Annotated in this window: 13 protein-coding genes and 1 riboswitch; of the genes, 7 read left to right on the top strand and 6 right to left on the bottom strand. The window is 38.5% G+C overall.

Annotated elements, in window-relative coordinates:
* The first annotated feature begins 37 nt into the window (after nt 1-37).
* On the top strand, nt 38-715 hold the full coding sequence (locus tag EO124_RS02005) for an HAD hydrolase-like protein (protein ID WP_127058121.1): 678 nt from the start codon (nt 38-40) through the stop codon (nt 713-715).
* Between the two features lie 144 nt (nt 716-859).
* Here the strand turns inward: EO124_RS02005 and EO124_RS02000 are convergent, their stop codons facing one another.
* Nucleotides 860-1372 carry an S-adenosylmethionine decarboxylase family protein gene (locus tag EO124_RS02000; RefSeq protein WP_021841824.1) on the bottom strand — a complete coding sequence of 171 codons (513 nt, stop codon included), beginning with the start codon at nt 1370-1372 and terminating at the stop codon, nt 860-862.
* A gap of 542 nt (nt 1373-1914) precedes the next feature.
* Between EO124_RS02000 and EO124_RS01995 the strand changes: the two genes are divergently transcribed.
* The 5 genes from EO124_RS01995 (at nt 1915) to EO124_RS01975 (ending at nt 9100) form a co-directional block, all read left to right on the top strand.
* On the top strand, nt 1915-4734 hold the full coding sequence (locus tag EO124_RS01995) for an FAD-binding and (Fe-S)-binding domain-containing protein (protein WP_127058120.1): 2820 nt from the start codon (nt 1915-1917) through the stop codon (nt 4732-4734).
* A gap of 223 nt (nt 4735-4957) precedes the next feature.
* Nucleotides 4958-6070 carry an ABC transporter substrate-binding protein gene (locus EO124_RS01990; RefSeq protein WP_241230649.1) on the top strand — a complete coding sequence of 371 codons (1113 nt, stop codon included), beginning with the start codon at nt 4958-4960 and terminating at the stop codon, nt 6068-6070.
* Between the two features lie 68 nt (nt 6071-6138).
* Nucleotides 6139-7089: a FecCD family ABC transporter permease gene (locus tag EO124_RS01985; protein WP_241230648.1), complete on the top strand. Its 951-nt coding sequence runs from the start codon at nt 6139-6141 to the stop codon at nt 7087-7089.
* A 1-nt stretch (nt 7090) separates the two neighbouring features.
* Nucleotides 7091-7930, top strand: a complete 840-nt coding sequence (locus EO124_RS01980) for an ABC transporter ATP-binding protein (protein ID WP_127058118.1) — start codon at nt 7091-7093, stop codon at nt 7928-7930.
* Nucleotides 7931-8101: 171 nt separating this feature from the next.
* Nucleotides 8102-9100, top strand: a complete 999-nt coding sequence (locus EO124_RS01975) for a site-specific integrase (RefSeq protein ID WP_127058117.1) — start codon at nt 8102-8104, stop codon at nt 9098-9100.
* Nucleotides 9101-9273: 173 nt separating this feature from the next.
* Here the strand turns inward: EO124_RS01975 and EO124_RS01970 are convergent, their stop codons facing one another.
* Nucleotides 9274-9588 carry a LysM peptidoglycan-binding domain-containing protein gene (locus tag EO124_RS01970; protein WP_127058116.1) on the bottom strand — a complete coding sequence of 105 codons (315 nt, stop codon included), beginning with the start codon at nt 9586-9588 and terminating at the stop codon, nt 9274-9276.
* A gap of 270 nt (nt 9589-9858) precedes the next feature.
* Here EO124_RS01970 and lexA point away from each other — a divergent pair, with 270 nt between their 5' ends.
* The gene (gene lexA / locus EO124_RS01965) at nt 9859-10542 is read left to right on the top strand and encodes a transcriptional repressor LexA (protein ID WP_021841831.1); all 684 of its coding nucleotides are present in this window, start codon (nt 9859-9861) and stop codon (nt 10540-10542) included.
* Between the two features lie 147 nt (nt 10543-10689).
* Here the strand turns inward: lexA and dapA are convergent, their stop codons facing one another.
* From dapA to recN, 4 genes are all read right to left on the bottom strand, one after another.
* On the bottom strand, nt 10690-11571 hold the full coding sequence (dapA, locus tag EO124_RS01960) for a 4-hydroxy-tetrahydrodipicolinate synthase (protein WP_127058115.1): 882 nt from the start codon (nt 11569-11571) through the stop codon (nt 10690-10692).
* Nucleotides 11572-11595: 24 nt separating this feature from the next.
* Nucleotides 11596-12627 (bottom strand): aspartate-semialdehyde dehydrogenase, encoded by a 1032-nt coding sequence (locus EO124_RS01955; RefSeq protein WP_127058114.1) that lies wholly within the window; start codon nt 12625-12627, stop codon nt 11596-11598.
* Nucleotides 12628-12718: 91 nt separating this feature from the next.
* A complete protein-coding gene (dapB, locus tag EO124_RS01950) occupies nt 12719-13516 on the bottom strand; it encodes a 4-hydroxy-tetrahydrodipicolinate reductase (RefSeq protein ID WP_127058113.1) in 798 nt (265 codons plus the stop codon).
* Nucleotides 13517-13629: 113 nt separating this feature from the next.
* Nucleotides 13630-13797, bottom strand: a riboswitch (Lysine riboswitch).
* A 108-nt stretch (nt 13798-13905) separates the two neighbouring features.
* Nucleotides 13906-15579: a DNA repair protein RecN gene (gene recN / locus EO124_RS01945; protein ID WP_127058112.1), complete on the bottom strand. Its 1674-nt coding sequence runs from the start codon at nt 15577-15579 to the stop codon at nt 13906-13908.
* Nucleotides 15580-15647 lie beyond the last annotated feature (68 nt).

Here is a 15647-nt window from a genome sequence, read left to right as displayed (position 1 = left end):
ATAAGAATGAACGAGTTAATAAAGAAAGGAAGAACCTATGATTTGCGTTTTATTCGATTTAGATGGCACGCTTACAGACTCTGCGGAAGGCATTAAAAAATCCGTTGTCTATGCATTGGAAAAGAAAGGGGTACCGGTACCCGGTGATGATATCTTAACACTCTTTATCGGACCGCCTATTGTTGATTCTTTGCGCGAGCATTGTGGCATGAACGATGCGGAAGCAGCGGAAACGTACGGCTATTTTAAAGAACGCTATGAAACTATCGGTAAGTTTGAAAATCGTGTATACGAAGATGTAGAACGCATGTTGGTTACGTTGCGTCAAACGAATACCTATGTGGCGGTAGCAACGGCTAAACCACAGCATTTGGCCAATGAAGTAATCGAACACTTCGGCCTTACCAAATACTTTGAAATTATCAAAGGAGCTGATGCAGCGCGTGGTATCACTCATAAAGATGATGTTTTGAAAGAAGCGTTAGCTGCCATGCAAGAAATTTCCTCCAATCGCACCAAAAAAGACATTACCGGTTGGTATATGGTAGGTGACCGCAAGTATGATATGGAAGCCGCTAAAAAATTAGGCTGTCGTGCCGTAGCGGTGACTTATGGCTATGGTTCGCGCGAAGAGTTGGAAAACTCCAGTGCCGACTATCTTTGTGACACCCCGTCTGATGTTATCTTAAATATTGCGGTAGATACCTTACTGTAATATATAATTACATAACGAATAAAAGCTATTCTCCTATTATAATGTGATATTTATAATATAGAGAATAGCTTTTTTGTTGCTGATATTTTAATTTTATCGGCTTTCATAGCTTATTAGCCGTTATCTTAGTAAGCCGGTTAGCTGTTAGTCACGAGGTTGGGGATCGCGTTTTTTGGCAATAACGTTAAATACCTTTTTACCGGTGTTTTTTAACTTAGAACCGGTTTGTTTTAGGCTCATACGAGTGCGGGTAACGCGAGCCATAGCAGATAGGGATGTTTTCTTGCGCGGTTTCATATCGCGAATAGAGCCGAAGTCGCCTCGGTTGATGCTGGTTGCTTTAACACGTTCGGCACCAAAAGATTGTTTTAAAACACGCATGATTAAGGTTGCTTGGAGCGGCAAGTCAAAGGTATAAATATCTACGGCTACATAGCCCATGTCCGGATAGGCATGAACGGCAATGTGGCAGTGCGGGGACACAGCAAATAACACGACTTCGTCATCAAGAACTTGGCAACTGATTTCATCAATCGGCTGTTGTGCTGCTTCCAAAGCATTAGTCACGCTTTCCTGAATGATTAGCGGGGAATTGACTACGTCTTCTAAACAAGTATATAAATCTATTAATAAATGAGTTCCTATTGCGTTAGACATACTTACACCTTCCTTATTGAGTATCGTCGTATATTAGATAAATTGAGTTTTTTTTCTTTTATTATTTAATCTCTCGTTACACAGCTGCTGGAACTTAGCGCTCGGGAATGTAATATCCTATTTAGTATGAGCGTAAGTACAATTATTTTATGACTTTTATGTATTCTTATATCGTTTTATTATACCTTGAAACAGGGCTAATTGTAAAATGGTAAACGATAAATCGAATACATTGTGTACAAAATCATAAAAAGAGGGTTAAATTACTTTGTGTTATGAGAATTACTATTAATTAACTTTAAAATGAGTTTTATGAATTATTAATCTATAAAATAAAAATTTTATTCATTTCGTGTAATCAAATGTACATTGAGGAATTTGACTTTTCTGTAATTTGTAGGCTTTTGCAAGGTCTATTTACATATGAGTATTGGTTATACCTATATGGTTGATTTACATGATAAGTTCGGTATGCTATCCTAAATCTATATGAAGTCGTACAGTAGTGCTGAGTGGCACAATACGATGTGGGAGGTCCTAATATGAGCTTACAGTTGAAGAGAGATTATGACACTTTTGTATTAGAAGCAAAGAAAATTTCACCGGACAGGGTATTCACTGATTTTCTATTGCGTTATGCTTACGGTATTGACGCATCTTGCTACAGCTATTTACCGAAAGTAGTTGTAAAAGCTAATACGGAAGCAGAAGTAGTGCAATTAGTATTATTGGCCAATCGTTGCGGTACGCCGGTTACATTCCGTGCTGCAGGCAGTTCGTTATCCGGTCAGGCATCTTCTGAAGATGTATTAATCGTTGCCAATGATGGTTTTAAATTTGTACAAGTTCTTGAAAACGGCAATGCCATTCGTTTGGCTTGCGGTGTAATCGGGGCTGATGCGAACGAAGCATTAAAACCGTACGGTAAGAAAATCGGTCCGGATCCCGCTACCATTACAACAGCGTTGGTAGGTGGTATTTTTAACAATAACTCCAGCGGTATGTGTTGCGGCACAGTTGAAAACTCTTATAAAACGGTTCGCTCTATGCGTGCTGTATTGGCAGACGGCACAATTCTCGATACCGGTAATCCGCAAAGTGTTAAAGAGTTCATGGCAACGCACAGCAAATTGATTGATGATGTACTTAATTTGCGCAGTGAAATCATGGCTGATAGTGAATTAGTAGACTTAATTCGTCGTAAATACAAAATTAAGAATACAACCGGTTACGGTATTAACTCCCTAGTTGATTTTGAAGATATTGTAGATATTTTAAACCATATCTTCATCGGCAGTGAAGGTACCCTCGGTTTTGTAAGCGAAGTTGTTTATAATTGTGTAGATGACGCTAAATACAAAGGTTGCGGGCTCTTGTTCTTTGCTAAACTCAACGATGCATCTCGTGCCGTAGTAGCCTTGGCCAATATGTCGCGCGATAAAGTAGTGGCCGCTGAAATGATGGACTACTTAAGTCTTAAGAGCGTACAGCAGTTACCGGAAGTACCATCTTTCGTACATAATGTACCGGAAGGGACCAGCTGTATTTTATTCCAATCGGAAAGCAATGATGAAGCTACTTTGGATGCTAACTTAGAATACATTAAGGATCAGTTGAAAGACATTCCGACAGTTATTCCAAGCTTATATTCCAAAGATGCTAAGGAATATGATGCATGGTGGGTAATTCGTAAAGGTTTATTACCGATTGCTGCCGGTCTTCGCCGTCCGGGCACTACGGTTATTACCGAAGACGTTTGCTTTAAAATTGAAGACTTCACCGATGGTATCGAAATGATTACGGAATTGTTCAAAAAATATGATTTCGAAGACAGCGGTATTATCTTCGGTCATGCCTTGAGCGGTAATGTTCACTTTATCATTACACCAAACTTCAATGAACAGCGTGAAATGGATAATTTTGCCGGCCTTGTAAAAGAAATGGCAGAACGTGTAGCCGGTGTAGAAGGTTCCATTAAAGCCGAACATGGTACAGGCCGCATGGTTGCTCCATTTGTTGAATTGGAATGGGGTAAAAAAGCCTATGCCGTTAACCGTCGTATTAAAGAAATTTTTGACCCTCAACGCTTATTAAATCCGGATGTTATGATTACTGATGATCCTGATGTCTACAAAAAGAATTTAAAAGCTATGAGCGATATCGATCCATTATATAACATGTGTATGGAATGCGGTTTCTGTGAACGTAATTGTCCAAGCCGTAACTTAACCTTAACACCTCGTCAACGTATTTCCTTACTTCGTGAAGAACAGCGCTTGCTTAAAGAAGGTAATACAGCTATGGCCGAAGAACTAAAAAAAGGCTATGAATACTATGGTGTTGATACCTGTGCTGCTTGTTCCATGTGCTCCATGCTTTGTCCTTTGGGCATCGATACAGCACAAATTGCCATTTCCATGCGTAAAATCAATCCGAAGGGCCGTGGCATTGCCCATGCTATTTATAACAACTTTAGCAATACCTTAAAAGCCGCTAAAGTAGGGGCCACTTTGGGTGGTGTAGCCGGTAAAATAGCTACTAAGTCTTTATTGGCAAAAATCTCCGAAGATGCACATCAGATTACCGGTTTAACACCATATGTACCGGAAACAATGCCAAAAGCTAATACGTACAAATTGACGAACAAACGTAATCCGGCTTATCAGAAAAATGTAGTATACTTCAGTACTTGTGCTAACCGTGCATTCCGTCAAAACCAAGGTTATGATGATACCCGTAGCTTACAACAAGTATTTGAAAGCTTATGCGATAAGGCAGGGTACAATGTAATTTATCCGCCACATATTGAAAACTTATGCTGTGGTTTAAGTTTTGAAAATTATGAAGAAATCGACAAACAAGCTTTAGCTGATTTGACTGAAGCGCTTACTAAAGCCAGTGAAGGCGGGGTTTATCCGATTGTTATTGACCATTCCGCTTGCTTCAATCATGCATTCAAACATATTAAAGGCTTGAAGATTCTTGATATTTCCGAATTCTTGTACACGATTTTACCAAACTTGAATGTAACAAAATGCAATGAATCTGTTATCGTTCATAAACAGTGTAAGATTAAAACCTTGAATAAAGGCGATTATATTGAAAACTTAGCGCGTGCATGTACCGACAAAGTATTCAATATTAAAGCTTTCGCATGTTGCGGTTTTGCCGGTCAAAAAGGTTTCTTCACACCGGAACTTAATAAATCATCTACTAAAGACTTAGCCGAAGAAGTTAAAAACTTAGGTGTAACTTTAGGTGTAAGTTCCAGTTCTACTTGTGAAATCGGTCTTGGCGAAAGCGGCGGCATTCCGTTTGTAAGTATTGCATATTTGTTGGATCGTTGTTCCACAAGAAAATAATATACTATTTGTTTGTTAGTTAATTAATTAATAGAATTTAGTAAGACTAGTAAATTAAAGGAAAGCAGCAATATAAAGATATTACTTCTTTATATTGTTGCTTTTTGTTGTTTATAATTCAACATATGAACAATAGTTATTATTAAAGTATCAAACAAAACGGTACAATAAAAATTAAGGTATTTATTTTTATTTATTGTAGGTTTTTAAGGAGGTTGTTGGTGTGGGGATAGTTCTAAGAAATAAAATTCAATTGGTAATTATTGGCTTATGTATAGCTTTTATTACTCTATTTGTCGTGGGGTGTGGCAATTCGGAATCAAAAGAAGAAAAAGGGCAGACGACAAAGGTAGTTACCGATTTAGTAGGTAATGAAGTTGCAATGCCAAAAGATGTGAATAAAATTGCAATTGTGCCTATTCCTTGGGCGACTATAGTTTATGCAGTTGACGGTTCCGGTGATAAAATTGCGGCTATGCATCCATCGGCAAAAAAAGCATATGAAGACAGTATCTTAAAAACGATGGCACCTAATATGGAAAATGCTAACGCTACTTTTGTAGATAATAATTTTAATGTAAATTATGAAGAGTTAGCCAAATTAAAACCAGATGTTGTAGTTATTTGGGATTATCAGCCGGAAGTAGCCAAGAAGTTAAAAGAATTAGGGATTCCATCGGTACAAATTAAATACGGTACTTTGGAAGACATTCAAAAAGGGATGATATTGGTTGGTAATATTATTAATAAGCCTAAAGAAGCAGAGGCATTAGTAAATTACCATATTCAAAGTGCTGATTACTTTAAAGGTAAACAAGAAGCATTAAAAGCACAGCCTAAAAAAAAGGTTTTATATTTAAGAGATGAAAAGTTAAATGTAGCGGCCAAAGACTCTGTCAATACACTTATGATAGAAAGTGCCGGTGGTATTAATGCTGCCAAAGATATTTCAGGTCAATGGAAGCCAACTACGATGGAACAAATTTTGGCTTGGAATCCTGATGTTATTGTTATTAGTAACTTCTCTAAACTTATGCCAGAAGATTTATATAATAACAAGATAACCGGCCAAGATTGGAGTCAGGTGAAGGCATTACAAACTAAACAAATATATAAAGCTCCGATGGGGATTTACCGCTGGGATGCTCCTGCAGTAGAAACACCTCTTATGATGCGCTGGTTAGGTAAGGTCTTACAACCGGAGATTTTTAATGATTACTCCATGTCACAAGAATTAAAATCTTTCTATCATAATTATCTGAAGTATGATTTATCCGAAGAAGAAGTTAACGATATTTTGAAAAGCAATGTAAATCCGGTGATTCCGACATTGTAAGAGGTTGTCTAATGAATATAGTGAACCGTAATTTGTATATTACAGTAATTTGTTTTATTGTCTTTTTTATGGTATTTACATTATCATTATTTGGTGGTCGTTATGTACTAGAACCTCATAAAGTTATATATATTTTATGGGCCGGTTTAACCGGTGAATTGCCTAATAATGTAGATTATTCTGTTATTTGGAATTTGCGTTTGCCTCGTGTTTTGCTAAATTGTCTGGTAGGCATGGGGCTTGCGTTATCCGGAGCCGTATTCCAGGGTATTTTTAGAAATCCGCTAGTAAGTCCTGATGTACTTGGTGTTAGTACAGGTGCTGCATTAGGCGCCTGTTTGGGGATTTTGATGTCTTATAATGAGTATATGACATCGATTATAGCACTAGGTTGTGGTATTTTGAGCGTTTGGCTAACTTATAATTTGTCTAAATTAAGAGGCGAATCTACAACATTAACCTTAGTGTTGGCAGGTATGATTATATCGGCAGTAGGGAGCGCTTTAATATCTCTTATTAAATATGTAGCAGATCCATATGATAAATTACCGGCCATTACATATTGGCTCATGGGAAGTTTTAGCAGTGCTTCTTATCAGAACTTATTGATTATAGGGATGCCCATTATTATTGGTTGCGTAATCTTATTACTTATGCGGTGGCGCATTAATATTTTGTCACTTAGTGAAGATGAAATATTGGCATTAGGTGTAAATCCTAAAAAATCCAGAAAGGTAGTAATTGTATTAGCGACTTTTATAACTGCGGCCTGTGTTACGGCAACCGGTGTAATCGGTTGGGTGGGGCTCGTAATTCCTCATATATGTCGTATGATTATAGGTGTTAACCATTCGAAGCTACTGCCTTTAAGTTGTTTAATAGGAGCTACGTTTATGATCTTAGTAGATTTTTTAGCTCGTACGGTAAGTGCTGCAGAAATTCCTATTGGTATTTTAACGGCTTTAGTAGGTGCACCATTTTTTGCTTTCCTTTTTAAACATTTGAAAGGGGGCTTATAAAATGACAATCCAAGATAATAGAAAAGAGTTTTCTATAGAAAATAATGTAGAAATAAAGAACAGAGAAATTCCAATACTTGAAGTAAAACAGGGCTGCTTTAGTTACTTAAATAGTCAACTCGTCTTAAAGGATATTAGCTTTTCATTACAAAAAGGACAAATACTGACGATACTAGGGCAAAATGGTATCGGTAAAACTACATTGTTAAAATGCATAACAGGTATCATGAAATGGACAAGTGGTAGTAGTTTTATTCTAAACAAAGAAGTAACCGGTGACTCAGAAGAAAGTAAATTGATAACATATGTACCACAGGCTAAAAGTTTATCTTTTCCTTATACAGTTGAAGAAGTAGTCATGATGGGCCGTGCTAAACATATTGGTATTTTTGGAACACCGCGAAACATTGATAAGGCGATTGTTAAAAATGCGATGGAACAAGTGGGGATTTACCATTTAAAAGATGCATTATCGACACAGCTTAGTGGTGGTCAATTACAATTAGTGTTTATAGCTAGAGCTTTAGCCGGTGAGCCTAAGATACTCGTATTGGATGAACCGGAATCATATTTAGACTTTAAAAATCAGTCGAAGATATTAAAGTTAATCAATGATTTAGTCATTAAATACGAATTAACTTGTTTAATTAACACACATTATCCTGATCATGCTTTGCGAATTTCTGACAAAACATTATTGCTTGGTCATTTAAAGTATTCTTTTGGCAAAACGCCTGAAATTATTACAGAAGAATCTATGGAAGAATATTTTGGAATTAAAACTAAAATTATATCACTTAATGTAAATGGTAAAGATATACCTGTTTTTACAGTTATATAGATATAATAGTTTTATATACAGATTTCTGAAAATAGACAGCTATTGAAGTAAATAGAGTGATATGATATAATTACTTCCGATAACGATATATTATCGGAAGTAATTTTTTATATAAAAATAGCCCTAATCCAGCCCTAATCTGTGTTTTAGCCACTTTAAGGAGTCTTCTATATGCCATCTAACAAACATTTTTATCTACGTGACAATGAAATACTCATGGCCAGCAGCAAACTCTCTGATAAAGCTAAATTAAGCATTTTGTCTTCTAAATCAGATAATACTGTTGATGCTTATGAATCCGACTGGGATGATTTCGTCTATTGGTGTGAATCCCGTCATGTTGATTTTTTCCCGGCTTCACCGGAAACTATTGTTAACTATATTAACGATTTAGCCGATCACGCTAAAGCAAATACCATATCAAGGCGTATCAGTGCTATTTCTGAAAACTTCAATGCTGCCGGCTTAGCCGATAATCCTTGTAAGTCATCCTTAGTAAGTTCCGCTTTGCGTGGTATTCGTCGACTTAAAGGAACGTATCAGCAAGGTAAAACCCCTATCCTTTTAGAAGATTTGGAGGATATTTTTAAGGAGATGGAATCGCTTAACTTACCGGAAATACAACTGCTTAGAGATAAAGCTATTCTTCTAATCGGCTTTATGGGCGCTTTTCGACGTAGTGAAATCAGTGCCTTAATGGTGGAAGATTTAACATTTTCACCTCAAGGGCTAGAAATCTTTGTACGCTCGTCAAAAGCTGACCAGGAAGGTCAAGGTGCGGTTGTAGCCATCCCTTATATCGAATACGCCGAATTTTGCGCTGTAAGGGCCGTTAAGGCGTGGCTCCGGTATACTGGTATTAAAAGTGGCCCAATTTTCAGAGGTTTTACGAAGAAAATGGACATTCGCAAGACGGCTTTGAGTGATAAAAGCATTGCGGAGATTGTAAAGAAATATGTTGAACTTATAGGTTTAGACCCGGCAATGTATGGCGCGCACAGTTTGCGTCACGGTTTTGCTACGACCGCAGCTTCATTTGGTGTTGAAGAACGTAACATTATGCGTCAAACACGTCATCATAGCGTTAATATGGTACGTCGCTATATCAACGAAGCCAATAAATTTGTGGATAATCCTATTAGTACGATATTTGGTAATAAACGTAAATAAGATCTATAGCACAAAAATAGGATGAATTTATCCTATTTTGTGTGGAGGATATTAATTTAACTCGAATAAAAAGAGCTTCCCAGCCGCTGGGAAGCTCTTTTTTATATGTATATTAAATTGTCAACATAATTAGTAACTTTGAATGATTTGTTCGAGATTAAAAATCGAACAAATTATTCATTTTGAGCTACGTATTCACTGAATACTTTATCGTTCTGTGTTTTTACAGTAGGTATTTTGAGCGTACGACCCGGTTCTAAACTGGCAGTTTCGTCTATTTTATTTAACGTACTTACAGCGTGAACCATTTCACGGATATCTATATGATCATTGGCATATTGGGAAGCAATGCCCCAAACAGTATCACCGGCTTTTACGGTTACGGTGCGTACATTATGTGTATCTAACTCAATGCTTGGCGTATTCATAAAATAACCTACAGTTAAGGTTAAGAACATACTGAAAACAATTAAAAAATCGCGTTTCATAACAATCACCCCATTGAACTATGCTTTCTAAATAGTATTTAAACGAACATTACTAACGGTATATATGTTTGTTTACACGCTTAGTATATCACACGAATAAATGTTCGGTCAAGCTGAAAATCGAACTTTTATTTGACAATATTTGTTAATACGTTCTATAATAACATTGAGATAGTTTATGTACGCCAATTTTTATAAATTACATTTCATAATATATGACTATTTAGTTAATGACAGATTTTAAGTATTTTAGATTGTGAGGTTATAGCCGTGAGACGACCTGCTACCGATATTAACTCAAAACAAAAGAAAATTTTGGACTATATTACCATGTGTTTAGAAACTAAATTTCGCTGCCCCAGTGTTCGTGAAATTTGTGAGTATATGGGATTGAGCTCTACTTCTACGGTTCAGAGCCATCTTAATACTTTAGAACGTTTTGGCTATATTACCCGTGATGTAAATAAGAACCGCTCTATTACAGTTGTTGGTCTTAAGCCTAAAATGGCGCCTAAAGTAGAGGTGTCTGCTGATAAACAGGTTACCTCTTCCGAAACATTTGAAATGCTCCAGGCTCGTTTACGTAATGTTCCTTTAATCGGTACGGTTCAAGCCGGTACACCGGTAACGGCTATTCAGAACCAGGAAGCTACTATTCCGCTTCCTTTATCCTTAATTGGTAATTCCGAATGTTTCCTCCTTCGTGTACGCGGTGAGTCGATGCGTGATATCGGCATGTATGAAGGTGACTTACTCATCGTTCGTAATCAACAAACCGCTAATAACGGTGATATTGTAGTAGCCCGTATTGATGACGAAGCAACAGTTAAACGCTTCTATCGTGAAGCCAATCGAATTCGTTTACAGCCTGAAAACAGTGAGTTTGAACCCATTTATACAGATTCCTGTACTATCGAGGGTAAAGTTATCGGTTTAATTCGTGATCACATTTAATAGTCAGTCTGTCATTTATATTTTCAATTAAATAAAATAAAACGAACACTTGTTTGTCTGCCCGAATTTTGGCTTAAGAAACAAGTGTTCGTTTTTTATTTTTATAAATTTCTTCTTTATTATTGTTGTTGTAATGCAGTGCTTGGCTTATTTAATATATGGTTTAATAGCAGCATCAATTACGACTGCTTCTTCGTCTGACGGTTCACATAACGGCAAGTGGAACGGACCGGCCGGTAAACCTAATTGACGAACTGCGTATTTTACAGGAATCGGATTAGTTGTTACAAACATGGCTTTGAATATAGGGAATAAGTCTTTATTGATTTGTTTGGCTTTAGTCACATCCCCTGCTTCATAGGCCTGAATCATTTCATTCATTTCCTTGCCCACTACATGAGCCGCTACAGAAATAACGCCGCAACCGCCTACAGCGAGCATCGGTAAAGTTAAACCATCATCACCACTGTAAATCATGAAATCTTCCGGTAATAAATGATAAATTTCAGCCGCTACATTAATATCACCACTCGCTTCTTTAACAGCGGCAATATTTGGGCAAACTTCACGCAATTTAGCTATAGTAGCCGGCATGATTTTGCCGCCTGTACGGCCCGGAACATTGTATACGATGACCGGTAAATCAGTAGCTTCAGCCATAGCTTTGAAATGTTCAAATAAACCGCGTTGATTTGGTTTATTGTAATAAGGTACTACCCCCATTACGGCATTTACGCCTGTTTTAGAAGCCGCCTTGGTCAATTCTATTGTACGTTGGGTATTATTGGAACCTGTATTGGCCACGATGGAACCTAAATGACCACACTCGCGCGCGATTAATTCAAATAGCTTAAGTTTGTCCTCATTATCAATTGTGGGACTTTCTCCCGTAGTGCCACACACAATAAGACCATCAGATCCATTGTTTAGTAAATGCTTGGCTAATGTGAGCGCTCCTTCAAAATCTACTGAACCATCCGCGTTAAACGGTGTAATCATAGCTGTTAATACGCGACCTAAGGTTTTCATAATAACCTCCTCTAAAACTATTCTTTAAAATGATTGGTGTTCCACCAAATACTCGGCAATCTGCAAGGCATTTAAGGCAGCCCCTTTGCGGATTTGATCGCCGGCAATCCAGAAATTCATGCCTTTATCGTTGTATAAATCTTTGCGAATACGGCCGATTTCACAATCATCCTTACCGGATGTGTAAAGCGGCATCGGATACGCTTGTTCTTGTGGATTGTCATTAACCACAAGGCCCGGGAATTTTTCACAGGCAGCTTTAAAATCAGCAACACTTACAGGCGCTTCGGTTTCTACCAAAACAGATTCGGAATGGGAACGATATACCGGAATACGAACTGTGGTCGGAACGACTTGGATGGAATCATCATGCAAAATCTTCTGCGTTTCATTGACCATTTTCATTTCTTCTTTAGTATAATCGTTGTCCAAGAAAACATCAATTTGCGGAATTACATTAAAAGCGATTGGATAATGTTTAGGCGCGGAAGCACTAGGTAAGATATGGGCTTCCATCGGTTTCCCTTGAATGTGGGCACTTACCTGATTATCCAATTCGTCAATGCCTTCCTTACCGGCGCCGGATACGGCCTGGTATGTACTTACGACAACACGTTTAATCGGCGATAAATCGTGGAGCGGTTTAAGCCCTAAAGCCATAATAATGGTAGAGCAGTTCGGATTGGCGATAATTCCTTGATGAGTATCGATATCTTCAGGATTTACTTCGGGTACTACGAGTGGTACGTTCGGATCCATTCGGAAGGTGCTGGAGTTATCGATAACAATAGCACCGCGTTTTACCGCTTCCGGTGCCAATGTTTTGGATATGGAGCCACCTGCGAATAAAGCAATATCAACGTTTTCAAAAGAATCGGCGGTAGCTTCTTCTACCACATAAGTTTTACCGCATACTGTTAATTCCGTGCCGGCTGAACGAGCGGATGCCAATAATTTAAGGTTTTCAAACGGAAATTGGCGTTCTTCGATTAATTTAATAAATTCTTGCCCTACCGCGCCGGTAGCACCTAAAATAGCAACATTTGGTTTTCTCATGTGTATCTCTCCCAATTTAATAAAAATAAATATTGTAGCAATAGTATGGCGAAGGGCTTTTAAATACCTTAATCATACCTTATCTTTAAAATTATAAGTAATGTTCCAGACCGTAAGTAAGGCCCGGTTTTTCAGCAATCTTCTTACAAGCTAAAACTACGCCCGGCATGAAGGATAAACGGCTGAGTGAATCGTGGCGAATCGTCAGTGTTTCATCATAACCCCCAAATAAAACTTCCTGATGAGCCACATAACCCGGTAAGCGAACGCTGTGAATCGTTACGTCATCCACCTTGGCACCGCGAGCGCCGGGTAAACTTTCACGAGTTAAATCTTCAGCCCCTACCGCACCGGCTGCCTGTTTAGCTTCATTAATAAGCTTGGCTGTTAATACGGCCGTTCCTGACGGAGCATCATATTTGTGATTGTGATGCAATTCAATAATTTCTACATTCGGGAAATAGGGTGCCAAATCGGCTGCTGTTTTCATCATCATAACAGCGCCCAGTGAAAAGTTAGGTGCCACTAAGCAATTAGCATTATTGGCTTTACCGATGGCCGCTAATTCATCACGCTGTTCAGCGGTAAGACCGGTAGTTCCGATTACCATGTGAACTCCGGCGCCTAAAACAGTTTTAGCGTTTTCAAAAATAATGGCGGGACTGGTAAAATCAACGATAACATCCGGCTTTTTAGAGCTTAAAGCGGCTGTTAAGCTTTCGTATAAAGGCAGCCCCAATGATTCGATACCGGCAGCTGTACCGGCATCTTCTCCGGCCTGTTTAGGGTCGATACCACCGATAAACTGTAAGTCCGGATCATTATGAACAGCTTTTACGACTTCGCGACCCATTTTGCCGGTCGCACCACATACCATTACTGTAATCATGTTCATTCCTCCCAAAAAAAAGACCAGCGGATAGCTGCCACTGATCTTGGTATGGATACCTGAACGACTATGCGCTTTATCATATGAATATAACAAAACTATGATAGTCAGAACAATGAGCTAGCACTCCATCAAATGATGACAGTCATACACTTATTCAATGCACAACCAGCTATGTTTGTCGGCACAAACAAACTTCGGCGATTCTCCCTTTCTTTATATCTCACAGCCTTGCCGGGCTCCTTACAAGTACTCTTAAGCATCGCGCCTCTATCTCCGCATATTTAATTCAAAATTCAAAAGTGATTACCAATAGTATACATTTATTTTCTGATGGCGTCAAATCGTATTCTGTATACATAGTTATAACTATAACCGAGGTAAAGCTATTAATGCTTATTTTTAAAATGTTCAATCATTTCTTTCGCCGTAGCAAGAGCCGTATGAGAGAAGTTTTGACCGGACATCATGCGGGCAATTTGTTCCACATGTTCTTCCTCGCTAAGCTCGGTAAGGCTTGATACGGTGCGTCCATCCACTTCCTGCTTGGACAGATGGTAATGATGCTTGGCAATACTTGCGGTTTGTGGCAAATGAGTTATACAAAATACTTGAGTGCTGTTGCTGAGTTGTTGGATTTTAGCCGCTACCTGTAAGGCAATATCGCCGCTAATACCAACGTCGATTTCATCGAATACCAAAGTCTTGAATGTTTTGGTATTAAATACCGTTTTAAAAGCCAAAGCAATACGCGAGATTTCACCGCCGGAGGCCACTTTGTGGAGCGGCAATAGGTCCTCCCCTGCATTGGCATTGAATAATAGTTCGATACGTTTAGCCCCTAACGGTAATAGTTCGTCGCTTTTTTCAATGACAAACTGAAGTTTAGCTTTACTCATCCCTAAGTCTTTTAACTGCTTTTGTAATTGTTCGGCAATTATGGCACTGTTTGTATCACGAATCGCAGTAAGGGCAGCTAATTTAGTTCTTGCATCGGCTTCGGCTTGTTGAACGGCTTTTTCTAAATCTTCTTTAGCATAGCTCTGGGCTTCCAATTCTTCCAATCGGGCTTGCGCTTTGTTTTCAAATTCTAAAACCTCTTCAATGGTTTCCCCATATTTGCGTTTTAAACCGTAAATTAAGGAATCTCGTTCCTGACAATAGGCGTACCGCTCTTCATCATAGGAAATGGAATCCCGATAGCGATCAAGCCCTTGCGCCGCTTCTTCTAATTGAAAATAGGCAGAATTGATTAATTCGGATAAGTCTTTGAGTTCCTCGTCATAACGAACCAAATCCTGTACTTCCGATTTAATGCTGTTGACCGCTTCCAAGATGGCATGTCGATCATTGTAGAAGGCATTATAACAAGCGCCTAATACTTTATCCAGATGTTCAAAGCTGTCTAATCGCTTAAGTTCCGCCGCTAAGGCTTCGTCTTCCCCCGGTTTCAGTTGTGCTTCTTCAATTTCATCAATTTGAAAGCGAAGCATATCCAGTTCTCTGGCTCGTTCCGCAGCCATGGCTTCCAAGCCGTCTAGTTGTGATTTTGCTGTTTTGTAGCTCTTGTAGGCTTTTACATAAGTGTCAAAGGCATTTTGCCCTTCCTTGGTGCATTCATCTAAATATTTATGATGCACATCAGGATTCAACAAGAGCTGATTGCTATATTGGCCGTGAATATCCGCTAAATAAAGGCCGATTTCACGTAGTGCTTTAAGTGGGATTGCCTGGTCATTAGCCAAAATAGTAGATTTTCCTTGACGGTTAAACGAGCGCGATAAAATGAGCTGATTTTCTTCCACGAGAATATTTTTAGACGTTAAAAGATCTAACAGTTCCGTATCGTCAGTTACATCGAAGACACCTTCAATGACAAAGGCATCCTTGCCGTGGCGGATAAAATCACTGCTGGCCCGCTCGCCCAACAGAATACTGAAGGCATCCATAAGGATAGATTTGCCGGCACCGGTTTCACCGGTAAAGATGGTAATGCCGTCCGAAAATTGTAAATTCATCTGTTCAATTAAGGCAAAATTACGAATTCCCATTTGTGTGAGCATAGATTACAAGTCCTTAATCCCTTTACAGGTAATAAAACGTAAATAATAATTATACGAGATAAATATAA

It is taken from the genome of Veillonella ratti (assembly GCF_003992115.1).
GTDB classification, from domain to species: domain Bacteria; phylum Bacillota; class Negativicutes; order Veillonellales; family Veillonellaceae; genus Veillonella_A; species Veillonella_A ratti.
This window is presented reverse-complemented; position numbering and strand designations above follow the sequence as displayed.

Coding starts and splice junctions, on each gene's coding strand:
- EO124_RS01970 (WP_127058116.1), bottom strand. CDS start 9,588: ATGAAACGCGATTTTTTAATTGTTTTCAGTATGTTCTTAACCTTAACT.
- EO124_RS01980 (WP_127058118.1), top strand. CDS start 7,091: ATGACAATCCAAGATAATAGAAAAGAGTTTTCTATAGAAAATAATGTA.
- EO124_RS02005 (WP_127058121.1), top strand. CDS start 38: ATGATTTGCGTTTTATTCGATTTAGATGGCACGCTTACAGACTCTGCG.
- EO124_RS01975 (WP_127058117.1), top strand. CDS start 8,102: ATGCCATCTAACAAACATTTTTATCTACGTGACAATGAAATACTCATG.
- recN (WP_127058112.1), bottom strand. CDS start 15,579: ATGCTCACACAAATGGGAATTCGTAATTTTGCCTTAATTGAACAGATG.
- dapB (WP_127058113.1), bottom strand. CDS start 13,516: ATGATTACAGTAATGGTATGTGGTGCGACCGGCAAAATGGGTCGCGAA.
- dapA (WP_127058115.1), bottom strand. CDS start 11,571: ATGAAAACCTTAGGTCGCGTATTAACAGCTATGATTACACCGTTTAAC.
- EO124_RS01985 (WP_241230648.1), top strand. CDS start 6,139: ATGGTATTTACATTATCATTATTTGGTGGTCGTTATGTACTAGAACCT.
- EO124_RS01955 (WP_127058114.1), bottom strand. CDS start 12,627: ATGAGAAAACCAAATGTTGCTATTTTAGGTGCTACCGGCGCGGTAGGG.
- EO124_RS01995 (WP_127058120.1), top strand. CDS start 1,915: ATGAGCTTACAGTTGAAGAGAGATTATGACACTTTTGTATTAGAAGCA.
- EO124_RS02000 (WP_021841824.1), bottom strand. CDS start 1,372: ATGTCTAACGCAATAGGAACTCATTTATTAATAGATTTATATACTTGT.